We start from the raw sequence: 24,177 nt of genomic DNA, 5'->3' as shown, positions 1-24,177 counted from the left end.
GCAAAAGCTCGTTTTTCTTGAATTTTAACCATTTTATTTTTAGGTTTCCTGTTATGGGTGTTGTTGCAAAAAATTTTCCCATACCCGATCTTCATCGGGTTCGTCGTGCTCTTCTGTCCGTGTCTGATAAAACCGGTTTGGTTGCGTTTGCACAAGCGCTTCATGCTTACGGTGTTGAATTGATTTCGACAGGTGGAACAGCCAAAACTTTAAAAGCTGCTGGTTTAGTAGTAAAAGATGTTGCTGAAGTTACTGGATTTCCGGAAATAATGGATGGGCGTGTTAAAACACTCCACCCTTTGATTCATGGTGCTCTCTTGGGGGTAAGACAGGACCCTAGCCATAAGGATGCTATGGAGAAGCATGGTATCGATGGAATAGATCTTCTGGTTGTAAATCTTTATCCTTTTGAAGAAACTTCCCGATCTGGGGCTGATGGACCAATAATTCTTGAAAATATTGATATCGGTGGACCAGCAATGATTCGCGCTGCAGCAAAGAATCATGCTTATACTGGTGTTATAACAGCAGTGCGTGATTATGATTCGGTTTTAGCTGAATTAAAGCAGCATGATGGCTGTTTGAGCTTGTTTATGCGACGTCAATTAGCAATGCGTGCTTATGCGCATACTGCTGCTTATGATGCGGCGATAGCAGCGTGGTTTGCACAGGATTTAAAAGTTGAAACGCCATCTTGGCAGAGTTTTTCTGGACATCTTGAAAGTGTCATGCGCTATGGAGAAAATCCGCATCAAAAAGCGGCATTTTACCGTAATAGTGAGAAACGTTTTGGTGTTTCAACAGCAAAACTTTTGCAAGGTAAAGCACTCTCTTATAATAATATGAATGATACAGATGCCGCATTTGAACTTGTGGCAGAATTTGATCCCCAGAGAACCGCTGCTGTTGCTCTTATTAAGCATGCTAATCCTTGTGGCGTTGCAGAAGGGCAGACTTTAAAAGAGGCGTATTTAAAGGCTCTTTTGTGCGATAATGTATCAGCATTTGGTGGGATTATTGCTTTAAATCGACCCCTTGATGAAGAATGCGCTGAAGAAATTATAAAAATTTTCACGGAAGTGATTATTGCTCCTGATGCAACAATGGGTGCACGGGAAATCATTGCAACGAAAAAAAATCTTCGTTTGTTGATAACAGGTGGTTTACCTAATCCCCGTTGTGGAGGGCTTATTGCCAAAACACTTGCGGGCGGAATTTTAGTGCAGTCGCGTGATAGTGTGGTTGTTGATGATCTTAATCTGCAAGTGGTGACAAAGCGGGCACCAAGTCAAGATGAAATGCGTGATCTTCAATTTGCTTTTCGAGTAGCAAAACACGTCAAATCAAATGCTATTGTTTATGCAAAAAATAGTGCAACAGTTGGGATTGGTGCAGGTCAAATGAGCCGCATTGATTCAGCTAAAATCGCTGCGCGTAAAGCTGAAGAAAGTGCACAAAGAGCAGGTTTAACAGAATCTCCTGCGAAAGGGTCTGTGGTTGCATCGGATGCATTTTTTCCTTTTGCAGATGGTTTATTAGCAGCTGCTGAAGCAGGTGCGACAGCGGTTATTCAACCAGGAGGATCCATGCGTGATGCGGAAGTCATTGCCGCAGCTGATGCTCATGGTTTGGCTATGGTTTTTACAGGTGTACGGCATTTTCGCCATTAACGGTTTTATTCTTGGTGGTTGCTCTTAAGTTGATTTCATTGCTCCTGTTTGTGGGAGAGTATCATGTAAGCTAGCACCACCTGTCATACTGTTTGCTACCTGTTCATGTAGCAGCTCCTTTTGCGTTTAGACAGTTTCTTGTCCATTCGTTGATTCTGCTTGTTATGTGCAAGCGAATGGTTTTTTGATTCAATATAAGTGAGTTTGAAATGAGAGAATCTTTCTATGCTTAGTTCATATTTAATTAAGGAAAACAATGAATTATCATTATATATCGAAATCTTGTGTTTTTTAAACAAGATGCGTTTCTTGTGTTGCAGATGCATGCCTGTTATGCAGTTATAGCACAACTCTTTTTTGTGATTTGCTCTACTTTGTATACCAACGGGTGTAACATAAGGTTTGAGTAAAAGATATGAATATTCTGCGTTCTTATAGTAATTGGCGTCGTTATCGCCGGACAGTTAATGCATTAAGACATCTTTCAACTTATGAACTCAATGATCTTGGCATTAATCGTGGTGATATTGATTCGATTGCGCGGCAATGTTCGCGTAGATCACGTTGATTTTTTGATGCATGTTTAATAGCATGTTGTAGTGTGGTTTATCGTTTGATATGCGATCGCGGGCGGCTTCGTGCAGAGTGTTAAGTCCATTAAAAGATTGGCGATATATCTCTTTTGCGGGGCTTCTTGTTGCTATGAAGTAACAACGCGGTGTTCTGCTTTGTGTATTTGCGAGCATTCAATGTTTTTGTGACTGCTCTTGCATTGAGTTGATTCATAGATTTTTTTTATTTTTCTTAAACGTTTTTTATTCATGCCCTATCTCTTGCTTGTGGTGTACAAGCAAGTACTTTTTGATTCATCATAAACAGGTTTAAAGTGAGAGAATCTTACGATATTCGGACGTTTCATTTAACATCCAAAGTGATAAATTATCATTATAAATCATTATGTTGTAGTTTTTGAAAGTAAATGCCAAGTGTGTCATGTTGTTTAGCATGATAGCTTGATATATTTTGTTATAAGGTAAGTGTTTTTTGAAGCAAATGCTTAGGATCTTTTTAACAGAGCGTGTTTTTTCAGCTTTTTTGTCGTAGCAGAAAAAGAGAGGCACCTAAGATGCCGGCAGCCAAGATAAACCAGGTGATAGCATAGACAAGATGATTGTTTCGAAAGTGTACAACAGTGAGACCAGCAATGGGGAAATTTGCCTGTGTTGCTGTTTTTTTCCCGGCATCAATGAAATAAGGAGCAACAGTTGAAAGACCAAGCTTTTGTGCCATAGCGGGGAGTTCGCGTGTATACCATAGATCATTATCAGGATTATTTTTACGTGGGAAAAAACCATTTTTTTCGCTCATGCGTAATAAACCTATGATTGTGGTTTGCTCTGTGTTTGTAGAAGAATCTTGAGGAAGTGTGTCATTCATGTGTGTTTGCGTGGGGTTTTGAAAGTTATGGCGTGCGTCCATGGGGATAAAACCACGATTTATAAAGGTCAGTGTATTATCGGCTGTTTGTAAAGGGGTCAAAACCCAATAGCCGGTGGTATCTTGAGCGACAGCTGTGACCAAAATATTTTTATTAGTCAGGAACTTTCCCGTGATGATAACAGGTCGATATTCATCTTTCTCAAAAGTAATGTGCCCCCATTGATTTTTTGGGGGGGCTTTGATGGGAGGCAAATGAATACGTTGATGAGCACTGGTTATAAGATTGGTTTTCCAGTTTAATCGTTGTATTTGCCACACACCTAGTGCACTGAAGAGAAGAAAAAAACATACACATAAAATGCCGAACAAAAGAGAAGAAAAACTTATGTGTTTGTGTTGAAGCTCTGTCATGGAGTGATCTGTTGTGCTCATGATTAACGCTTCCTTTTAGTACGGCTAGACGTTCTTGTAGCATGGTTAAGCGTTAAAAAAAACATTTTATACGTCTTCTTTATCGAAAAAGATTAAGAGAATGAGCAACAAGGGGCGTAAAAGACTTTATAAAAGACTTGACCTTTTGCTATCAACACCCTATTAAAAACACAAATTCCTAATAATGCTTCTTCAAGGCAGTGTTGTGCATTTTTTGTACTCATTCTGTTTTGTTGGATTTAGGGTTTGAGAGTTTCTTAGAGTTAAAGGTGAAGTTTATGTCTCGTGCCTGCGAATTGACAGGAAAAACGGTTCAGTATGGCAATAATGTTAGTCATGCAAACAATAAGACCCGCCGTCGTTTTTTACCAAATCTTTGCAATGTGACATTGATTTCGGAAGTGTTACAGCAAAGTTACCGTTTGCGTGTTTCGGCTAGTGCTCTGCGTTCTGTTGAACACCGCGGTGGTCTTGATGGATTTTTAGTTAAAGCCGATGATAAAGAATTATCGCAACGTGCGCGTTTATTAAAACGTCAAATTGTTAAGAAAAAGGCTGAACAAGCGGCCTAGCTGTGTTAGTTTGCCATGAAGCTGGATTGTTTGCTCCCGTTTAGGGGGCGTTGTTTTTTGCTTCTTACTGTTTGATTGTTGCATTTGGTTGGTTCCATACCCCAGGTTAAAAAAATGTCTTCAGTACGCGGTTCCTTATCAGCACAGCAAAAGAGAAAATATATTATTTTTTCTAGCGTTGTGATGTGTCTTACTGTAACCATCTCTAATATTTTGGTTCAATATCCTGTTTATTGGTTTGATTTGAATGAGATTTTGACCTATGGTGCTTTTACGTATCCAATCGCTTTTCTGATTAATGATTTGACAAATCGTTTTTATGGCCCAGCTGCGGCGCGACGTGTTGTTTATGCTGGTTTTTTTGCTGGTTTTTTTATTTCTTGGATATTGGCTACGCCACGGCTTGCGATTGCTTCTAGTTCAGCATTCTTATTTGGACAACTTCTTGATATTGTTGTTTTTACTCCTTTGCGGCGTAAAGCATGGTGGAAAGCGCCTTTAGCAGCAGCGTTGGTTGGCTCAGCTTTGGATACAATTTTGTTTTTTGCTCTTGCTTTTTCTAGCTCTTTTGCCTTTATCGATCAGATGACAGATTATGCGAATAGTTCACTCATGGAGAGCACCGTTTTTTTCGGATTGGAGGTTCCAGTTTGGCTTTCGCTTGCCTTTGGCGATTTTGCGGTAAAAATCGTTATGAGTCTGTTTATGCTGATTCCTTATGGAACAATTCTTAGCAATGTGAATCTCCCTATTTACTCAAGTAGTTCAAAGGGTAATTCATCTTTTCTTGGTAATAAATGACAATATTTATTTTCTTCTATTCCCATTTTCAGTGCACCACACTCTTTAAGCCAAAGAATGATTGAAGTATAGACTAGCAATTTCGTAAAAGAAGAAGCTTTTTATCTAATTGTCAGAGAATACGTCTCAAATGGTGGGATTTATTGAAGAAGCCTTCGATAAAATAGCGTTCTTTTTAAAGGTGCTCATCATTGTATTGCTGTGTTTATTGTTTGAGTAGAAAACAACGACAGAGATGCAGTTTTGCTTCTTAAAACCTTCTCGTTATGTATTTGAATATAACCTTTACAACATAGTTTGTGTATTTTTATCCTCTGCGACAAGTGGAGGTGCTTCTGTCATATCGCTTTGATTCCTTAGAGTAGAATAAAACGTAAAGATCGCCCCTGAGAGATTTACTACGGTATGACCTTTTCGTGGTAAATTTTCTTGTTCTTAATACTTTTCTTTCATGCTGACCTTATCCTATAAGCTTAGCATAGTGATGAGCTGGGACAAAGTTAGCATCAATTCTCATAAGCATAATTATATATAGTTCTTTGATAAGCTGTTCCAAAATCAAATATGAGATCCTTTTCTGATACTAGGATTCATAAGATTTAGGGATGCTAGGTTACTTGCCTGAGGTAAATGGAGGTTCTTGTGCTTATTGCGCTTCCACTTTAAAACACCACGAACCCCTTTAACAAAATGGCGGGAATGGTTTTGAATTCTCATACATATTCTAGAAAATTATTCTCAATAGAAGGATAAGTCTTTTGCTAATCCTTTGCATTTGATATAATATTTGCCTAGTAAACACCTGCTTTTTATAAATGCAGGTTCTCACAATTCACCTTTAATTTCAAATTACCGATTACAGGGCTTAGCTAACATAGCGAAGATTTTACATTGAGCTCTCCAGTGAGAGAAGCCATTTTAGAAACATGATCGCTATAGATATTTTCATATATACACATGTTTTAAATGTTTAAATTTAATTTCAAACTGCTGATTTAGGAGTTTTTTTTCTTAAAATCTTTTGTAAAAAAGGGGCTTGTTATCAGTGAAGAGCGCTGCTAATTGTTTTGTTATCGCGTCGGCTAGTTCTTCAGCATTCATAATTGTTACAGCGCGTTGATAATAGCGTGTGACATCATGACCAATTCCAATAGCAATCAGTTCTATAGGTGAATGTGTTTGGATTTCTTGAATTACTGCGCGTAAATGCTTTTCAAGATAATTGCTGGAATTAACAGATAGTGTTGAATCGTCAACAGGTGCTCCATCAGAAATGACCATGAGGATGCGACGCTGTTCGCGCCGTGATAAAAGGCGTTGATGTGCCCAAATAAGTGCTTCACCATCGATATTTTCTTTGAGCAATCCCTCCTGCATCATCAAACCTAAATTACGCCTTGCTCGACGCCATGGTGTATCGGCACTTTTATAGATGATATGACACAAATCATTAAGGCGTCCAGGATTATTGGGTTTATGTTGGTTAAGCCACTTTTCGCGGGATTTTCCTCCTTTCCAAGCTTTTGTGGTAAAGCCCAAAATTTCAACTTTGACTCCGCAGCGTTCAAGAGTTTGCGCTAAAATATCCGCACAACTTGCCGCAACAGTAATTGGCCGTCCTCGCATTGATCCTGAATTATCAATGAGTAATGAGACAATCGTATCCCGAAATTGGGTATTGCTTTCCATTTTGAAAGAGAGAGGTTGCATTGGATCAATAATAAGGCGTGGAAGTTTTGCTGTATCGAGATATCCTTCCTCAAGATCAAAATGCCAACTGCGATTTTGTTGTGCCATTAGGCGGCGTTGTAGGCGGTTTGCTAAGCGCCCAACAATGCTTTGGAGATGATTAATTTGCTTATCAAGGTAATGGCGCAGCTGGTCCAATTCGCTTTCAGGACAAAAATCGGTTGCTTCCAAAACTTCGTCAAATTGACGGGTGAAAACTTTATAATTGCCAAGTTTTTCCATCTGTTCCGAAAGGGCCAGAAGGCGTTTGGGTTTGCTCGGTTTTTCTTGCCAAGAATTCTCTTGCTCTTCTTCGACTGTATCATCGTCGCTTGATTTTTTTGCTTGTGTTTTTCCTTGGTCTTGCGCATCACTTTCTTGTTCAGTTGTTGTTTGTTCTTCGCTTTGGCTGGGTTTTTCGTTTTCGCTCTCTTCTTCTGATTGGTTTTGAGGTTCACTCCCGTTTGTCAACTTTTTGTTGTCTACACTGTCAAAGTCTTCTTCTAGCTGTACTGCCATTTTGAGTGCAACAAGCATTTGACGAACGATCCGTGCGAAAGTGTTTTGGTTATGAATATGATGTATCAGTGCGTTCAATTCTGCAGCGACTTTTTCTTCAATTGTGTGACGCCATAATTCTAAGACAGGTCCAGCTTCTTTTGGAGGAGGGCGTCCTGTTATTTTTTCGCGTAATAAAAGTGCAATTGCTTCTTGAATGGGCGCTTCATTTTGGGTGCTAATACTTTCATAATGAGCTCTTTGATATTTATCGGCCAGCATACTATCGAGATTTTTTGCAATTCCCTCCATGGCTAAAGTGCCGATTGCTTCAACACGTGTTTGTTCGAGAGCATCAAAAATGGCGCGTGCTTCTGATTCTATCGGGGCGAATCGTGTATGGATGGCGTTATCATGCCATGCTTTGCGCAAAGCCATGGAATCACCTAGTCCACGGGTAACAGTTATGTCTTTATTTGTTGAGTGTTTTGGTAATTCTGGTAAGCGTGCATAATTTTCGCTGAAGGATGGTCTGTTGTGACTAAAGGCAACTTCAAGGTTATGAGATCCCGCAATTGCGCGGATACAGGTAGAAAGTGCTTTTTTAAAGGCTTCAGCATCAAGGGTGCTGTTGGAAGTATCGTTTTTTAGACTTTGATTATTGTCGCCAATCTCTGCGGTCATGATTGACGTATCCCTTAAGGCAAGACACCATGGATAAGTGATTCGGGAAGCTCTTGTCCAAAGGCACGTTGATAGAATTCTGCGACAGTGGCACGTTCGAGTTCATCACATTTATTGAGAAAGGTTAATCGAAAGGCAAATCCAATATCTTGAAAAATTGTAATATTTTCTGCCCAATGAATAACAGTGCGTGGGCTCATGACCGTTGAAAGATCACCATTAATGAAAGCTTGGCGTATCATATCAGCAACATGTACCATTTTTGAAATTGTCTTTTTTCCTTCGGTTGTTTGAAAAGATTGTACTTTTGAACAAACGATAGCAACTTCTTTATCATGAGGTAAATAATTTAATGTCGTCACAATAGACCAACGGTCCATTTGAGCCTGATTGATTTGTTGTGTACCATGATAAAGTCCTGTCGTATCACCAAGACCAACGGTATTTGCAGTTGCAAAAAGACGGAATGCTGGATGAGGCGCAATGACACGGCTTTGATCAAGTAAGCTTAATCGTCCAGAGGATTCAAGAACGCGTTGGATAACAAACATAACATCGGGTCGACCCGCATCATATTCATCAAAAACAAGAGCAATATTGTTTTGATAGGCCCATGGTAAAATGCCTTCTTTAAATTCAGTGATTTGTAGCCCATCTTTCAAAATAATAGCGTCTTTTCCTACGAGATCGATACGGCTGACGTGACTATCGAGATTAATTCGAATACAAGGCCAGTTAAGACGTGCAGCAATTTGTTCAATATGTGTCGATTTCCCCGTTCCATGATAGCCGGAGATCATGACACGGCGGTTAAATGCAAAGCCTGCTAGAATCGCCAAAGTTGTTTGTTGATCAAAAAGATAATTGAGATCTAAATCAGGAACATGAGGGCTTTTTGTACTAAAAGCAGGCACTTTTATATCCGTATCAATATTGAACAGATCACGGGCGCAGACTGTTATATCGGGTACATTTTCGACTGTAAGCTTCGTTTTTGTCATTTTTTTTTGGAAAGAAAGTCGCTGTTTATTTTTATTCGTTAGGAAACGATACAGGAGTTAGAGCACTTATGCAATGCTCTATAAAAAAGGTTCTTTACTCTCTATAACATCTTGCGAAAAAAAGATGATTTGGATTAGAAAAAGTTTGTATGAATCTGCACTTCTTTTAGCACAAACCAGATTTTTTTAATAAATTATAGGCGTGCAAGACATCGCGAAAGCGCTCTTCTGAAGAACGGTTACCACCATTGGTGTCAGGATGGTGTTTTTTGACCAATTCTTTGTATTTCGTTTTGATATCTTCAGCTGAAGCATTTGCTTGTAAGCCTAATGTATCAAAAGCTTTAGCTTCTAAGGGTTTCAATTTCCGTGAGGAAGTATTGGCTGAATGACGTTGGGTAAATAGAGTGAATGGATCACGCATACGGTTTTGATAAGCAGCTGTTCCAGAGCGAATTTTCGCGTAGTTGGCCGCTGTCTTTTTCGATACACCATTGCTAAGATCAGTAGGCCATGTTGGGCGATGCCCTGTGAGAGCATCCTTTTGGAACTTTGCAATATCTTTATCGCTAAGGCCAGAGAAGTAATTAAAATTTTTATTATAAGCACGCACATGTTCAATACAAAAGTAAAGATATTGCCCTTCGTGATTTCGGCCTGCCGGTGCTTTATGAGTGCCTGCTTTTTCACAGCCTTCCCATTGACACTTTTGTGCTTGTGACTCAGCCTGTTGTTTTTTATTGGAGCTGATTCGAATTGAGTCGAATAATTTAGATGTTATTGCCATACCTTTGATTTATGCAAAATCAATCGGTTTGACAAGAATTGACTTTTGAAAAATTTGTTTTCACACTCATTTGATAGTGAAAAAAACGTGTTTTATTGTTCTTTTTGTGAAGGAATAAAATGTCTACCACAATTCAAACAACGATCAAGATGAAGCTTCAGGAGGCTTTTCATCCGCAAAAGCTCGAGGTGATTAATGAGAGCCATCTTCATGCGGGGCATCGTCATGATGAGCATGCTTTTGATGGTAAAGGGGAAACGCATTTCCGAGTGAAAATTTTGTCTTCTTCTTTTTCAGGGATGACGCGTGTAGAAATACATCGGGCGATTTATAAAGTTTTACATAAAGAGTTAGCAACATGTGTGCATGCTTTGGCGCTTGAGATTGAAGCTGTTTAATGCAGTTTTTTAGGCACGAGGATGCGCTTTTTGATAAATTTTCAACAAGCGGTCTGTATCCACCTGGGTATAGGCTTGTGTGGTGGATAGACAAGCATGGCCGAGAAGTTCTTGAATAGTGCGCAGATCTCCTCCACGTGACAAAAGATGAGTCGCAAAAGAATGGCGCAATGTATGGGGTGTAGCAGTTTCTGGTAACCCAAGGCTCGCGCGTAAATTGCGAACAGCCCGTTGAATAATGGCTGGCTGTAAAGGACCACCTCGAGCACCGCGAAACATCGGTTGCTTGTCCACTAAAGGATATGGACAGCATTTGAGATAATTTTGTACGGTTTGGTAGACGACTTTAATGAGGGGGACAAGGCGTGTTTTTCCACCTTTTCCAATGATGAATAAACTTGTTTTTTCAGGATCAGAGAATTGTTCTGGTGTGAGGCTTAAAGCTTCTGATATTCGCATTCCACAGCCATAAAGGAGCATTAAAACAGCAGCGTTGCGAGCAGTTATCCATGGTTCATTTTCTTGTTGATTTTCTTGTTTGACTAAGTGAAGTGCTGATTTTATTGCTAGAGGTCTTGGCAGCGATTTTGGGTGTTTTGGGGTTCGGACAAGTTTAGCAGCAGGGATACTGACAATTCCTTCGCGGGATAAGTAGCTGAAAAAAGAGCGTAAAGCTGCCATATTCCGGCTTAGAGAGCGGGCACTTATATTGTGTGCACGACGATGAGCCAGATAAGCACGTAAATCAGTGACGCGCAAATTGGCGAGATCAATAAAGGTTGGCTCTTGTCCAAGATGTTGACAAAGAAAAGACAAAAATTGCCGTGTATCACGCTCATAGGCTTGTGCTGTGTGTGCAGCCATACGTCGCATTTGTACAAGATATTCCAACCAGCTTTTCCTTGCGGCTAAAACAGCGTGGTCCGCTGGAATCAGAGGTATATTTTTGTCTTTTCTTTCTTTACCTTTTATAGGCATTTCTAGTTGAGGGTCTCTTTATTTTTTGGTTTTTCATTATTAGAGTGCTCATTCTCTTTTTGAGGCTGCTCTTCAAGATTGGTAATGTGCTTTTCACCTTTTAGAGAGAGTATTTTTAAAAGATTATTCGTTGACATGAGATGCGCAAAAATCAATCCTAAAAAGCCATTTTTGTGGAGTTTGGCAAGCTGATTGGCGGATAACTTATTCAATTTTTCTTCATCAACAACCCAGAAATGTTCTAATTGCGCTGAAAGACCTTTGTCATTTTTTACATTGATTGATTTTTGGCTCAAAAGGTCCATCTCCACAAGAGCGTCAATAAATTCAGCGGTTTTTTCCATGGCGATTTTAAAACTTTCAAGAAAGTGAATACGCTCTTCCATGAAAGGAGAAATCGAACCATCCGAATTAAAAAGTTCTGTGCCCGCAACCTCATTAAACATACCTGATTGCTGATCAAAGCAAACAGAAAGCTCTTTTTCATCTTTAAATTGTGCAAGAACAAAAGGATAACGACGGACAAAAGCTGGAACATAGGTATCTTTTTTCCAACTTTTATCAGATGCGATGTAATCATTTTCGTCGTTAGAAAGACCTACGAGAGCAGCGGATGTATAGTGCTTTTTCTTTTGTTCATCTTCAGCGCACATAAACAAAATCGGATAATGTAGAGCTGCTTGAAAATATTCACTGCTTGCTAAAGGAACCCAGTGGGTATCTTTAGCAAAGGACATATCACTTGGAGGAGCAAATTTTAAATTTTTATGGGTAACTTTATTAATTGGGGTAATATCTTTGTAAAAAAGCATAACATTTGCCATAAGACTTCTCCTTAATTATTAATTTTTGTTACCAAGAAAGGTCTTTTTGGAAGATTTTGATATGGCAACAAGGTTTAATAGAAAGCAAATTGAGGGATTCGTTTTTAGAAGACGATATTTTTACATGAGATATAATTATAATAGAGAAAAGCTTAAAAATAAAGTCTATCTTGCCATTATTGGTCATCCTCATGGCATAAAGGGCGATGTTTTGGTTAAGGTCTTGAGTGCTAAGCCACAGCATTTAAAGACTTATGGCATCCTTTATGATGACATGGGACGTTCTTATGAAATTGTAACGCTTCGCATGCAAAAAAGTAACGCAATTGTGCATTTTAAAGGGGTTGAAGATCGCAATGCTGCTGAGGCTTTAAAGGGGATTCGCCTTTATGTTGCCCGTGAGCAATTGGTTGATGATTTGATGGAAGATGAATTTTATCAAGTCGATCTCATTGGGCTTCGTGTGCAGGATTGTGTCGGTCAAATCCTAGGGGAGGTAATTGGTTTTTTTAATTTCGGAGCTGGTGATTTGCTTGAAATGCGTTTGGGTACGGGAAAAACTGTGCTTATTCCATTTAGCAAGGCTGCGGTGCCGGAAATTTGCATTGCTTCTGGTTTTCTTATTGTTGATCCGGTAGCAGCTGGTTTGCTTAGCGATGAGGAGAAATATAAGATAGAAAACCACTTGGGTTAAAACGAGGATGAAAGAATGAAAAAATGAAATTTCAAGCGCGTGTTTTAACACTTTATCCTGAAATGTTTCCTGGTTTTTTGGGTTATTCTTTAGCAGGGCACGCTTTAAAGCGAGGGATATGGTCTCTGGATACAGTGCAGATTCGAGATTTTGCTTTGGATAAACACCATAGCGTTGATGATACACCGGCTGGTGGTGGTGCTGGTATGGTGATGCGGGCAGATATCTTAGCGGCTGCGCTTGACAGTTGTCCAAATGATTCGCCAAGGTTGTTGATGAGTCCGCGTGGGCGGTTGTTTAATCAAGCTTATGCACGTTCTTTGGCGCGTAGTTGTGGAGTGACATTGATTTGTGGGCGCTTTGAAGGCGTCGATGAACGGATAATAGAAGCGCGGAAATTGGAGGAAGTATCCATTGGTGATTATATTCTTTCAGGTGGAGAAACGGCGGCACTGGTTCTCTTGGATACTATTATACGCCTTCTCCCTGGAGTGATGGGCAATGAAATTTCTGGAAAGTGTGAAAGTTTTGAGAATGGTTTGCTTGAGCACCCTCAGTATACGCGCCCTGCTGTTTTTGAAGGGTATGCTATTCCCCCTGTGTTGATGTCAGGTCATCACAAAGCTATCGCTGATTGGCGTCAACAGCAAGCTGAATTGCTAACACGTCAACGTCGTCCTGATCTTTATGCTCTTTATGATAAAAATCGTCAGAAAACTTGATTCATGTTATAAGGTGGTGTATTGCATGGCTCTCTTTTTAGAAATTTCTCCTGTGAAAGGGTTTTCTGTAGTTCCAAAATTAAGGAATGGTGTATTCGCTCCTGTGTAAAGCATAGCCTGAAGAACTTCTTTTTTGTATGTCAAAAAGCTTTTTTCGGCAAGAGTTGAGCGCTCTGACTGTTCAATCAAAGAACATGAAGGATGAAAGAAATGAATATTATCGCGCAGCTTGAAGCTGAACAATGTGCAAAAATTGAAGCAAAACGCCAACTGCCAGAATTTCAAGCAGGGGATACCGTACGTGTGATGGTGCGCGTAACCGAAGGTACGCGGACGCGTGTTCAGGCTTACGAAGGAGTTTGTATCGCACGCTCAGGTGGTGGTCTGAATGAGACCTTTACAGTGCGCAAAATTTCTTATGGGGAAGGTGTTGAACGTGTGTTTCCGGTTTATTCTCCCTTGATTGAAGGTGTTGAACTTGTGCGCCGAGGTAAGGTTCGTCGTGCGAAGCTCTATTATCTTCGTGGTTTGAGAGGTAAAGCTGCCCGTATCGCTGAGAAAAGAGATCATCGGAAAAAAGGTGCGAAAGTTATTGAAGAAATACAAGCAGCGAATGTTGCAGTGGAAGCTACAAAGCAAAATGCCCAATAAATACTACTATACCTAGAGTTTATGAGAGAACGGCTTTTATATTGCTTTTTGTGCTCTGTGTGATTCGTATTTGTAGCTACAAGAAGTGGCTTTATCTGTTCGTACAAATATACGCTTTTTGTTTTTTTACAATAGTTAAAGTGCAATATATTGTAGCAACATGTTATTGTATTTGGAAGCAGGAATGAGCGTGGCTTGAAAAAAAATACGTATTTATATTTGGAAATGGTGTTTGACCTTTGACGTGAAGATGAAATTGTAATAAATTAAGGCAAGTTTTATGACTTGTGTCTGTAAAACAATCGGTTTTTTTATGCGCGACCTTTAATCCGTTATTTGAGACAACCGACCTATAGCTATTGACCTTTTAAAGGCTCAACAAGTGGAAATGATAGTGCAGTTGATGGTTTTGTGCCAGTCTTTTCGCTTATAGCGTGGTTGTAGTGAAAGTCAGATCGGATATTTTATGATAGAGACAGCTAGAACAAAAGAGCGCCCTCGTTCCCCCCATTTGAGTATTTATCGTTGGTCCATTACTATGGCGATGTCAATTGCACATCGTATCACTGGGGTGGGGCTCTATTTTGGAATGATATTCCTCGCTATTTGGTTAGTTTCGATTGCTTGTGGAGCTGAAGCATTTAGAATCGTTAATGCGATTTATGGTTCTTTGCCTGGGCTTTGTATTTTATTTCTCTATACGCTTGCTGGAATTCATCACATGGTTGGCAGTATTCGTCACATTGTTTGGGACATGAATCCTTGCCTTTTGGATAAAAAAAAGGCAACTTTAACAGCTTGGGCGACAGTTTTTATTTCTCTGATTGTCACTCTTACGATTTGGATTATTGGATACAGTATTGTCTAGTTGGGGTGCAGAGAGGTATGAAAAAAGATTTTCGAACAGAACTTGGGAAAGTGCGTGGACTTGGCAGTGCGCATGAGGGAACAGAGCATTTTTGGTTAGAGCGTTTGACAAGTTTTCTTAATCTACCGCTTTGGATTTTTTTTATTATTCTTATTCTCTCACTTGTTGGAAAGGATTATGGCGTCGTGCGTGCACGGCTTTCGCATCCTGTTGTGACTGTTTTAATGGGATTATTAACTTTTTCAGCTCTTTATCATATGAAACTTGAAATGCAGGTTGTGATTGAAGATTATATTCGACGTGAAGGTGTGCGAATATTATTTTTAGTGTTGAATATTTCATTTTGTTTTGTGATAGGCAGTGTAATCATTTTTGCTCTTTTAAAAATTGCATTCGGGATTTAAAAAATTATGAGCACAGGATCATCTCTGGGCGCTAGAGCAGGCAATGCCCCTTATCGCTATGTAGATCATAAATTTGATGTTGTTGTTGTTGGCGCAGGCGGTGCAGGGTTGCGTGCAACACTTGGTATGGCTGAGCAAGGACTAAAAACAGCTTGTATTACAAAGGTTTTTCCAACGAGGTCGCATACGGTTGCAGCTCAGGGCGGTATTGCAGCATCGCTTTCTAATATGGGGCCTGACAATTGGCAATGGCATTTGTACGATACGGTAAAAGGTTCTGATTGGTTGGGTGATACTGATGCAATGGAATATTTGGTGCGTAACGCGCCTGCTGCTGTTTATGAGCTAGAACATTACGGAGTTCCCTTTTCACGTACGCAAGAAGGTAAAATTTATCAACGACCTTTTGGTGGGCATACAACAGAGTTTGGAGAAGGACCACCAGTTCAACGCACTTGCGCGGCTGCAGATCGTACTGGACATGCAATTTTGCATACGCTTTATGGACAGAGTTTAAAGCATAATGCACAGTTTTTTATTGAATATTTTGCTCTTGATTTAATCATGACAGATGGAGTGTGTACTGGCGTTGTTGCATGGAATCTTGATGATGGCACAATCCACCGTTTTTCTGCAAAAATGGTTGTTCTAGCAACCGGTGGATATGGACGTGCTTATTTTTCAGCGACATCGGCTCATACGTGTACCGGTGATGGGGGTGGGATGATCGCGCGTGCTGGATTGCCGCTCCAAGATATGGAATTTGTACAATTTCATCCTACAGGTATTTATGGTTCTGGTTGCTTAATTACAGAAGGAGCACGTGGTGAAGGCGGTTATTTGGTCAATTCTGAGGGTGAACGTTTTATGGAACGTTATGCTCCTTCCTTTAAAGATTTGGCTTCACGTGATCTCGTTTCGCGTTGTATAACGATTGAAATTCGTGAAGGACGTGGCGTTGGACCTAAAAAGGACCATATCCATTTGGTTCTCAACCATATTGATCCTGCTATATTACATGAGCGTTTGCCAGGGATTTCTGAATCAGCACGGATTTTTGCAGGTGTTGATGTGACAAAGGAACCTATACCGATTCTGCCAACAGTTCATTATAACATGGGCGGTATTCCTACCAATTACTACGGGGAAGTTCTCAATCCAACGACTGATTCGCCTGATCGTGTTCAACCAGGTTTGATGGCAGTGGGAGAGGCTGGATGTGCCTCTGTTCATGGTGCTAACCGCTTGGGTTCAAATTCATTAATTGATCTTGTTGTGTTTGGGCGTGCAGCTGCAATTCGTGCAAGTGAAGTGATTGATCGCGATGCTGAGATTCCACCTCTTAATGAGACAGCCGTTGATGAGATTATGGAACGGTTTGATCGTTTACGCTTTGCTCAGGGAGCAATACCAACAGCCGTATTGCGTGAAAAAATGCAACGCACTATGCAGGAAGATGCTGCTGTGTTCCGTACAGCGGAGTCTTTGCAACAAGGGTGTCAACGGATAAGTCAAATCTGGGGTGAATTGTCTGATCTCAAAGTAACAGATCGTTCATTGATATGGAATTCCGATTTAGTTGAAACATTAGAGCTTGAGAATTTGATGGCCAATGCAATTACAACTGTTTATTCGGCAGAAGCGCGTTTAGAAAGTCGCGGGGCCCATGCTCGTGAAGATTATCCAGAGCGTGATGATAAAAATTGGCGTCATCATACGCTCTCAAATTTATCAAAAGGTGGTAAAGTGACGTTGTCATATAGGCCCGTTCATGTTGATCCGTTAACATCTGAAGCAGATGGTGGTATCGACTTGAAGCGTATTGCTCCTAAAAAACGTGTTTATTAAGGGGAGGAGAAATTATGGTACAAATTAAGCTTCCCAAAAATTCTCAAGTTAAAGCTGGAAAAGTTTGGCCTAAACCTGAAGGGGCTACAAAACTTGCGGAATTTCATGTTTACCGTTGGTCCCCTGATGATGAAGAGAATCCTCATCTTGATACCTATTATGTAGATCGTTCAGCTTGTGGTCCAATGATTCTTGATGGACTTTTGTTTATTAAGAATCATATTGATCCAACTTTAACTCTTCGTCGATCCTGTCGTGAAGGTATCTGTGGTTCGTGTGCGATGAATATTGATGGGAAAAATACGCTCGCTTGTACCAAAGGTATGGATGATGTAAAGCATCCAATAAAAGTGTATCCTCTTCCTTCTATGCCGGTTGTCAAAGATTTGGTTCCTGATTTGAAGCGCTTTTATGCGCAACATCGTGTGATTGAACCTTGGTTGCAAACCGTCTCGCCGGAGCCAGCGAAGGAATGGTTGCAAAGTTACACCGATCGCCAAAAAATTGATGGTCTTTATGAGTGTATTTTGTGTGCATGTTGTCAGACATCATGTCCCAGCTATTGGTGGAATGGCGATCGTTATTTAGGCCCTGCTATTTTGCTCCAAGCTTATCGCTGGATTGCTGATTCTCGTGATGAAATGTGCGGTGAGCGCCTTGATAATTTAGAAGATCCTTTTCGGCTTTATCGATGCCATACGATTATGAATTGTACGCAAACTTGTCCAAAGGGTTTAAATCCAGCTAAGGCAATTGCTGAGATTAAGAAGCTCATGGTTGAACGCCGCCTTTAAAAATTTACCGGTTAACGAGAATAAAGTAAGGGCGATAAATTACAACTCTGCACTTTTTATGCTCTTTGTGGCTTTATATGGATATTAGTCTATAACAACTGATTGACTCTTTATAAGGATAAAATACAGTTGTCACTGCATAAAAGATGAAAAATCATTTTGGATAAAGAAATATCTGATTGAGGAAATGCATCTTGAATATGGATAAGGATTTTCAGTGGTATGGCATTCTTAGACACATTCAACTGTTATAGAAATTATGCCTCATCTTGATGAGAGTTTCATGGACGTCGATTTTATCTTCCCTCATCCATGAAAAGTAGGAATTTTTGTTGTGTTGAGATTACAGTGTTTGGTTATTTTGTCTCTATCATCTACCTTTTGAAGCTTAATCGATTCGTTTGAGCAAAAAAATGCTTGGTAAACTTATTTTCCGAAATAAAAAATATAATTTTAAAGTGGCTTAGAAAAATTCGTACACAAAGAGATTTTGAAACCAAAGTTGTCTGATCAAACTTGAGTTAATCCTATTCTTTTCTTCAAAGGGGAGAAAATTGCTTTCATGAAAGAATATCAAAGGAAGCTATTTTCTGTTAAGCTGGATATTCATCCGATGAATAGCAAACAGATCTTGAAGATTTTACGAAGAAATCCCTATGGAAATTCTTGTGTTCTTTATTGTTTTCTGTATGTTTTGATTAGTGAAGGGTGAGAAAAATAAATAGAGAATAGCTATAACATTAAAGGAGGCAATCAATGACCAAAATACAAATAGGCAAAAAGAGATTCGTCCTTTTTCTTTTATAACTTCATGGTTCAATGAGAGTGATACTAAGTTTTATTCGATTAACAATGGTTCCTATTTCAGTGTCGCTTTCAGCCTCTGTATGCACAAAAGAAGCCGTACACCTTATAATCTCATTGTTTGTATTTAGTTTTGGCTCTTTCCTTCTTATTGTGTATTACGACAAACTCGTACGGCGTTTATCGTGAATTCCTTCCATTATAAAAGCAAAAAAATGACGATAATGAAGCTGTATCCTGATACGGCGTAAAAATTAAAATCCCATCTTGGGGGGATATTAACAAATACGATATTGAAAGAGGGGTAAAGTGAAAAAATTTATTTTATTATGCACCGCGGTGTTATTCGTAGCTGGTTGTGAAAAAATATATAGCGTAGAAGAACTTAAGAAGGATGAGAAATTGAGAGAAGAATGGGGGAAGAAATGTTTCTTTGGGAACGCTGTTCAGTCATCTAAAAATTGTCAAAATATACTACAAGCAGATACTGAAATGTTTTTCTCGCAAAAACCTGTTCATAAAGATCCAGGACATGCATTCTAACTAATGCATTGTTAGATAATAAAGTGTGATATATAAATTCTCAAAGAAAGAGGCTACTGTTCTCAAAAAAACAAATAGTAGCTTCTTTTTAATTTTTATCAAAAAAATCTTCATCATTTATTTTTTCATTTGATGTTCGAGAAGCTGATTCAAATGCTACATTCAGTAATGTATAGAATGATTTTTCAAGAGACAATTCACCATGGTTTTCTTTTATAATCATATTACATAGATATTCTCCAAGTGATTGGATGGTTTTTCTGGGCTTTCTTTTATAATTTATTCTGTCATGACTGAAAGTCATATTTATAGCTTAAGGGTATTCAGATTTTTTTAACATTCCTTTTTGTTTAATTACAAGTAAAGTTAGTATTGTATTATGTATATACATAGCACTTTATTAGAAAAAAGATGGTTTAGATGTAATTAAAAATTCGAATGGCTTTTTTAAGTTTAACAAATGGCGCTTTTAAAAGCACTTCAATAAGAGTTATAATCTTTTACACGATCAAAAATATGGTCGTGATCGGTATAAATTCTGTTATTTCAGTATAAGATCGCAATAATTTTGTGTTTTGTTTCTTCTTTGATGTCTAATACTATAGCCCTGAAGTTCATGATAATGAGCGACTAAAAAGCTTAGGTCAATATCACAGGCCGTTTTAATAATGTCATCGAAGTTAATAAGGGTAACATTTATAATTTCCAAAATTCTGCATTACGATAAAGCCTTTATTCAAAAAGCGGCGAAAAATAGTCTATTCAAGTGAACAACTTTACATACAATTATCTATATCAATTTGATGATTGCTTTTGAATACGATTAATATTCCGCCATTTATCAAATGATACTTGCTGGGAAAGTATTTAAAAAGACGTTCTAAGCCATTGCCTTGATGATGATTGTTTAGAGTTGTTAAGTAGCCTTAATTTCATAAAGGGGAATGAGGTGTGAGGTGCAAGCTTCTTCTTCTAAGAATGTTTATTCTATAGTCATTTTTCACTTTCGGTATAAATCGGTAAAATACATACTTTTTTCAAATACGTGCTACAAGAATTTATTGAAGGTGATGGAATACAAAAACAAAGGGAGTTTTATGCACGACTCAGTTTTTCTATGGGATTTTGTATCATTTTTCTTTTATTTTTATATTACAAGAACACTAACAATATAGCAAAGAAGTATAGCTGGGATAGGGAGTGTGTTTTTTAAAAGGTTGGATTAAAGAAAACAGCCGTGACAAATTTTCACGGCTGTTATTGAATGCGCGATATATATCGAGATTACCGGCACTTAAGAGAAGAGCCTCACTTAACCCATTTTCGATTTAGAAAAAATCGGATCGTAAAAAACTTCAGAAAGCTTTCGATCTTTGATAAAAAACACTGCATCAACTGTGGTGTAGAGTACAATCTTTATCATTTCTATATCAAGTTGGCGGCCAACTTCTGATCTTTTGATTAATGTGGCACATCGTTCGAATGTTTGCAAAGCATTGTTGGCATGTGTTGTGGTAACTGATCCAGGATGGCCAGTGTTTAACGAATTGAGATATTCCCACGCTTCATTGCCACGCAATTCAGCGAGAAAAATGCGGTCAGGCGATTGGCGCATACACGCATCTAAACATTCATCAGCTGAAACACGGCCCACGTCATCACCATACAGCATATGTACATGGTTAGGATGATTTGGTAAAAAAAGCTCATGAACGTCTTCAATCGTAATAATACGCTCTTCTACAGGTACCTTTTCGATTAAAGAACGGGCAAATGTCGTTTTACCTGATCCTGTTTTGCCTGCAATAATGATGTTGCGTTTATAAAGTACGCATTTTTTTAAAAATTCAAGAATTTTTCTGTCACGCTTGAATTGCAGAAGTTCAATTTCAAATGGCTCTAATCGTGTGAAATCCTGTTTCGATAGGAAGTTATTCGCTTCTTTCTCTGAAGGCTTATTGAAACTAACATCGATAAAATCATGAAACGCACCTTCTTCATTGAGCTCTTCTAGTGTCTTAACCGTGAGAGAATGCTTACGAATCATAAAGGATATGCCGCCATCGATGACAGCTGGTGTTTGTATAATTGTACCGCGCTGCCCTCCGGGTAACAATACATAATTAATACTTTTAGGAGCCATACCATTATAAACGATAATGGCTGTGATAAGTGTCTGCAAAAAAGAGCTTGTTAACTCTGGTGCACTATGCATCTGCCAACCCTCAAAACTTTTTGTCCACACTTCACAGGGACGACAGATCGATAACTCAGTGATTTTTGGATCTTTTAAGAAATGATCAAGCGGCTGCAAAAGTTGTGCAACTGCTTGATCTTTCTGTATTTGATTAACGTGTAACGAGGCTATAGACATTGCTGAAATCCAGATCTCGAGCAACGAAAATATTCACTCGCTCGCCTTGGTTTTTATAAAGTGTTGGTGTAATGTTAATAGAGTTTTGAAGGACTTCGGTAACTACCGATTCAGCACCATGCGTATTTTGAGATTGTGAGTTTTCCTTATTTTCCTTATTTCCTTGACCTATTTTGCCTTTCACCCATTCTCCCAAATCACCAATTATGCTCACCATAATTGCGCCACCGAATCGTTGCCAAAAATGACTATCTATCCAACCACCGATACCGGCTTCACCAAGGGGACCAGTGCCAGGTGAGTCAAGGTTGACGATAACACCTGAAGGTGTTTCAATACGCAACCATTGCACGAAAACGCGTGTTTGTCCTTGTTGTATGCCACTTTGGTAGAAACCAACGACTTTAGAACCACGATCCAGCAAAACAACGCGACCGCTTGTAGAATAGACATCACGTGTTAAATGACATGTTGTCATTCCTGGTTGTGATGTGATGATCTTTGTTTCCAATGTGCAATCTATCTGTGTCCCCTGCGTAATCAATAAATCACGGTTACGGAGTTGAACAGCATGGGATTGACCTAATCGTACAGGCTGTAGCTGATCGAATAATGCACCACTATTTCCACTGTCAGATACATTATTTTTTGAATGCTCTGTAGAGTCACTACTTTCACCGTTGTTAAGACCTGAACTAAACATACGCTGGCGCGCCAATTCTTCAGTGTCCTTGATCAAGTGTGGAGGAATGGCCGTTTGAAGAAGATGAGCTAAAGCTGGTGGAATATCCTGTGTTTTTTCTTCTGTCTGTGTTGGTTTTTCTAATTCTTCTACAACTTTTGGTTCTTCTACGATGATTCGAGGAGTATAGCTCGGTATGATTTGTTTTACTGTCTGCTGTGGCTTTTCTTCTTCAACATCTACGGCATTACGCATTTTTAAAGCCTTCCAAGACAGAGCAATTGGAATCGTTACTATGACAATGAGTCCTACTATTAATAATGTACGTGCACCGGGAACCGTTGGACGGCGTTCTGAACCTAATTCGGAGCTACCATAGGCATTTTCAATATGTTTTTGATCGGTATAGTTGAATTGTACATCTGTGTTGATTTCATCTCCTTTCTTATTGCTGAACATCATTTACCTCCTTTATTGATGCGATGAACCACCGAGGATATTGTTTTGGTTGTGTTTGGTATACCACTGGGGTCATAAGCTTCGTTGAAAATAGCCAAAGCACGCTTGCCGAGGCGTATGATCCACTTAGGGTTGACTTTATGAACAGCGACAATATCATTGGAATTGCCTACAACAGTACGTGGTATCAAGCTTTCGTTGCCTTCGGCATCAACCACGTAAATTGATGGCATATCCATGTTGGCAGGAAATTTGAAATAGGTAATACGTCCATTATCCCAAGCATTTATAGGAGCTATATCTTGATTGCCACTCATGGTGTAGTTCAAGTTATAACCGTTCATAGCTTGGTGAAAACCACGTTCAATAGCAAGGTGTTGCTTTTTTTCATCTAAATTTTGGGCATTTGTATCGGGATAATGGAAAGCTAACTCGTAGGTAGACCCTGCACGGTCATTGCGAAACTGTAGTCGGAACTTGTAGCTACGCTTATCGGTAACAACGATGAGATTTGTATTGGCAAGTTCTGCTTTAGGTTTAATAAAAATATGACGTCCTTTATGGGCAAAGGCATAAGCCTCAGAATCACCAAAGGCATGGGTGATATAATGTTCACCTTCTTCAAGGATGATATGTGTTGCTACACCAAGAACGGTTTCAATCTGAACCACATCAGCTTCATTATATGTCACATAGCGAATGCGATGATCATATTGTGAATTGGATGGGGTTTTAAGCGCCTGCACAGGCATCGTATAAAGTGAGGAAAACGATGACAGTAAGGCAACGAACACAAGTTTTTTCATAATAAATCAATCCCTCAATTATTCAAAAAGTATTTCTTGGTCAGCACGGTAGCTTGTGACTTGAAAACCAAGGGGGTTAAGCAATCGATCAGATGATTTCATTGGGGCCCCAACATAAGTGTAGCCAATTGTAGCAATTTGGTGTTGTTTTGGCCCAACCGTGCCATTGCTGTCATATTGTTGCGTCGTAAAACGCACGGTCGCTTGACCATGTCCATTTGGTTGAATTGAGCGCACTTTAACTGTAATGCGTGCTTTGTTGGAAAGTACTTTATCACGTGCATGTTCACCCTCATAGATCTTATAAAATTCCTGTTGAACAGTCGGGGCGCTTAAAAGCGCTGCAGTATCGTAGTTCAGCTGAATGGTGTCGTAGTCATAGGCTTCGCGGTTAAGGACATATTGATTAAGCCAGTATCTGTCCACAACTTCGCCATAACTGGTTTCGTGCTCACGCATCACAGAGATAACATCGACTGCGCCAGTTGTGTTATCAACGCGTAATACCAAGGGAGTGGGAGCAGGTTGGGAAAAGCCAACAATCCCGCACATCATGCCAAATAATCCAAAAATACCAACAACGCCAGCTACGCGCCACGCTGTTTTGCGCGATTTGATAAATTCATTGATGAGCTCACGTTCTAGGCCTCTGCTTTCTTCGTAATAAGTGTTAAGCTGTTCTGCTTTTACTGGTTTAGCTTGTTTTTTTCTCATA

General features: G+C 39.4%; 23 protein-coding genes. 13 read left to right on the top strand and 10 right to left on the bottom strand.

Annotation, left to right across the window (positions count from 1 at the left end; genetic code table 11):
* The first annotated feature begins 53 nt into the window (after window positions 1-53).
* Both purH and MCQ_RS08800 read left to right on the top strand, forming a co-directional pair.
* Window positions 54-1,670: a bifunctional phosphoribosylaminoimidazolecarboxamide formyltransferase/IMP cyclohydrolase gene (gene purH, locus MCQ_RS03515; protein ID WP_006923580.1), complete on the top strand. Its 1,617-nt coding sequence runs from the start codon at window positions 54-56 to the stop codon at window positions 1,668-1,670.
* A 415-nt stretch (window positions 1,671-2,085) separates the two neighbouring features.
* Window positions 2,086-2,238 (top strand): DUF1127 domain-containing protein, encoded by a 153-nt coding sequence (locus MCQ_RS08800; protein WP_006923579.1) that lies wholly within the window; start codon window positions 2,086-2,088, stop codon window positions 2,236-2,238.
* A 518-nt stretch (window positions 2,239-2,756) separates the two neighbouring features.
* On the opposite strand, the gene MCQ_RS03510 is transcribed toward MCQ_RS08800, so the two are convergent.
* The gene (locus MCQ_RS03510) at window positions 2,757-3,542 is read right to left on the bottom strand and encodes an SURF1 family protein (RefSeq protein ID WP_006923577.1); all 786 of its coding nucleotides are present in this window, start codon (window positions 3,540-3,542) and stop codon (window positions 2,757-2,759) included.
* A 278-nt stretch (window positions 3,543-3,820) separates the two neighbouring features.
* On the opposite strand from MCQ_RS03510, the gene rpmB reads away from it, so the two are divergent.
* Both rpmB and MCQ_RS03500 read left to right on the top strand, forming a co-directional pair.
* Window positions 3,821-4,114: a 50S ribosomal protein L28 gene (rpmB, locus tag MCQ_RS03505; protein WP_006923576.1), complete on the top strand. Its 294-nt coding sequence runs from the start codon at window positions 3,821-3,823 to the stop codon at window positions 4,112-4,114.
* A 114-nt stretch (window positions 4,115-4,228) separates the two neighbouring features.
* Window positions 4,229-4,915 (top strand): VUT family protein, encoded by a 687-nt coding sequence (locus MCQ_RS03500; protein ID WP_006923575.1) that lies wholly within the window; start codon window positions 4,229-4,231, stop codon window positions 4,913-4,915.
* 1,011 nt (window positions 4,916-5,926) lie between these two features.
* Here the strand turns inward: MCQ_RS03500 and cobT are convergent.
* From cobT to MCQ_RS03485, 3 genes are all read right to left on the bottom strand, one after another.
* Window positions 5,927-7,825 (bottom strand): cobaltochelatase subunit CobT, encoded by a 1,899-nt coding sequence (gene cobT / locus MCQ_RS03495; protein ID WP_006923574.1) that lies wholly within the window; start codon window positions 7,823-7,825, stop codon window positions 5,927-5,929.
* Window positions 7,826-7,839: 14 nt separating this feature from the next.
* Entirely contained in the window at window positions 7,840-8,826 is a 987-nt protein-coding gene (cobS, locus tag MCQ_RS03490; protein ID WP_006923572.1) for a cobaltochelatase subunit CobS, read from the bottom strand.
* A 166-nt stretch (window positions 8,827-8,992) separates the two neighbouring features.
* Window positions 8,993-9,613, bottom strand: a complete 621-nt coding sequence (locus MCQ_RS03485) for a J domain-containing protein (RefSeq protein WP_006923571.1) — start codon at window positions 9,611-9,613, stop codon at window positions 8,993-8,995.
* Window positions 9,614-9,732: 119 nt separating this feature from the next.
* On the opposite strand from MCQ_RS03485, the gene MCQ_RS03480 reads away from it, so the two are divergent.
* On the top strand, window positions 9,733-10,011 hold the full coding sequence (locus MCQ_RS03480) for a BolA family protein (protein ID WP_006923570.1): 279 nt from the start codon (window positions 9,733-9,735) through the stop codon (window positions 10,009-10,011).
* Between the two features lie 9 nt (window positions 10,012-10,020).
* Here the strand turns inward: MCQ_RS03480 and MCQ_RS03475 are convergent, their stop codons facing one another.
* Both MCQ_RS03475 and MCQ_RS03470 read right to left on the bottom strand, forming a co-directional pair.
* Window positions 10,021-10,989, bottom strand: coding sequence for a tyrosine recombinase XerC (locus tag MCQ_RS03475; protein WP_006923569.1), 969 nt, complete (start codon window positions 10,987-10,989; stop codon window positions 10,021-10,023).
* A gap of 2 nt (window positions 10,990-10,991) precedes the next feature.
* Window positions 10,992-11,813 (bottom strand): SapC family protein, encoded by an 822-nt coding sequence (locus MCQ_RS03470; RefSeq protein ID WP_006923568.1) that lies wholly within the window; start codon window positions 11,811-11,813, stop codon window positions 10,992-10,994.
* A gap of 124 nt (window positions 11,814-11,937) precedes the next feature.
* Between MCQ_RS03470 and rimM the strand changes: the two genes are divergently transcribed.
* The 8 genes from rimM (at window position 11,938) to MCQ_RS03430 (ending at window position 19,141) form a co-directional block, all read left to right on the top strand.
* Window positions 11,938-12,507, top strand: coding sequence for a ribosome maturation factor RimM (gene rimM / locus MCQ_RS03465; RefSeq protein WP_181461090.1), 570 nt, complete (start codon window positions 11,938-11,940; stop codon window positions 12,505-12,507).
* Window positions 12,508-12,530: 23 nt separating this feature from the next.
* Window positions 12,531-13,229, top strand: a complete 699-nt coding sequence (gene trmD, locus MCQ_RS03460; protein WP_006923565.1) for a tRNA (guanosine(37)-N1)-methyltransferase TrmD — start codon at window positions 12,531-12,533, stop codon at window positions 13,227-13,229.
* A gap of 210 nt (window positions 13,230-13,439) precedes the next feature.
* Window positions 13,440-13,880 (top strand): 50S ribosomal protein L19, encoded by a 441-nt coding sequence (rplS, locus tag MCQ_RS03455; protein ID WP_006923564.1) that lies wholly within the window; start codon window positions 13,440-13,442, stop codon window positions 13,878-13,880.
* Window positions 13,881-14,346: 466 nt separating this feature from the next.
* Complete coding sequence (gene sdhC, locus MCQ_RS03450) at window positions 14,347-14,748, top strand: succinate dehydrogenase, cytochrome b556 subunit (RefSeq protein ID WP_006923563.1); 402 nt, start codon at window positions 14,347-14,349, stop codon at window positions 14,746-14,748.
* A 17-nt stretch (window positions 14,749-14,765) separates the two neighbouring features.
* Window positions 14,766-15,152, top strand: a complete 387-nt coding sequence (sdhD, locus tag MCQ_RS03445; RefSeq protein WP_006923562.1) for a succinate dehydrogenase, hydrophobic membrane anchor protein — start codon at window positions 14,766-14,768, stop codon at window positions 15,150-15,152.
* Window positions 15,153-15,155: 3 nt separating this feature from the next.
* Complete coding sequence (gene sdhA, locus MCQ_RS03440) at window positions 15,156-17,000, top strand: succinate dehydrogenase flavoprotein subunit (RefSeq protein ID WP_035007866.1); 1,845 nt, start codon at window positions 15,156-15,158, stop codon at window positions 16,998-17,000.
* A 14-nt stretch (window positions 17,001-17,014) separates the two neighbouring features.
* Window positions 17,015-17,794 (top strand): succinate dehydrogenase iron-sulfur subunit, encoded by a 780-nt coding sequence (locus MCQ_RS03435; RefSeq protein ID WP_006923560.1) that lies wholly within the window; start codon window positions 17,015-17,017, stop codon window positions 17,792-17,794.
* A gap of 1,113 nt (window positions 17,795-18,907) precedes the next feature.
* Window positions 18,908-19,141, top strand: a complete 234-nt coding sequence (locus tag MCQ_RS03430; RefSeq protein WP_006923559.1) for an EexN family lipoprotein — start codon at window positions 18,908-18,910, stop codon at window positions 19,139-19,141.
* Window positions 19,142-20,453: 1,312 nt separating this feature from the next.
* On the opposite strand, the gene virB11 is transcribed toward MCQ_RS03430, so the two are convergent.
* Genes virB11 through MCQ_RS03410 form a run of 4 tightly spaced genes read right to left on the bottom strand, consistent with a single transcriptional unit; the run spans window position 20,454 to window position 24,176 of the window.
* A complete protein-coding gene (gene virB11 / locus MCQ_RS03425; protein ID WP_006923557.1) occupies window positions 20,454-21,515 on the bottom strand; it encodes a P-type DNA transfer ATPase VirB11 in 1,062 nt (353 codons plus the stop codon).
* Window positions 21,490-22,656 carry a type IV secretion system protein VirB10 gene (virB10, locus tag MCQ_RS03420; RefSeq protein WP_006923556.1) on the bottom strand — a complete coding sequence of 389 codons (1,167 nt, stop codon included), beginning with the start codon at window positions 22,654-22,656 and terminating at the stop codon, window positions 21,490-21,492. Before virB10 ends, virB11 begins: the two co-directional genes overlap by 26 nt.
* Window positions 22,656-23,462, bottom strand: coding sequence for a P-type conjugative transfer protein VirB9 (virB9, locus tag MCQ_RS03415; RefSeq protein WP_006923555.1), 807 nt, complete (start codon window positions 23,460-23,462; stop codon window positions 22,656-22,658). Before virB9 ends, virB10 begins: the two co-directional genes overlap by 1 nt.
* Before the next feature lie 18 nt (window positions 23,463-23,480).
* Window positions 23,481-24,176, bottom strand: coding sequence for a VirB8 family type IV secretion system protein (locus tag MCQ_RS03410; protein WP_006923554.1), 696 nt, complete (start codon window positions 24,174-24,176; stop codon window positions 23,481-23,483).
* Window position 24,177: the final 1 nt, after the last annotated feature.

Source organism: Candidatus Bartonella washoeensis Sb944nv (assembly GCF_000278135.1).
GTDB classification, from domain to species: domain Bacteria; phylum Pseudomonadota; class Alphaproteobacteria; order Rhizobiales; family Rhizobiaceae; genus Bartonella; species Bartonella washoeensis.
Note: the sequence above shows the minus strand (reverse complement) of the source record. Positions and strands in the feature narration are given on the sequence as shown.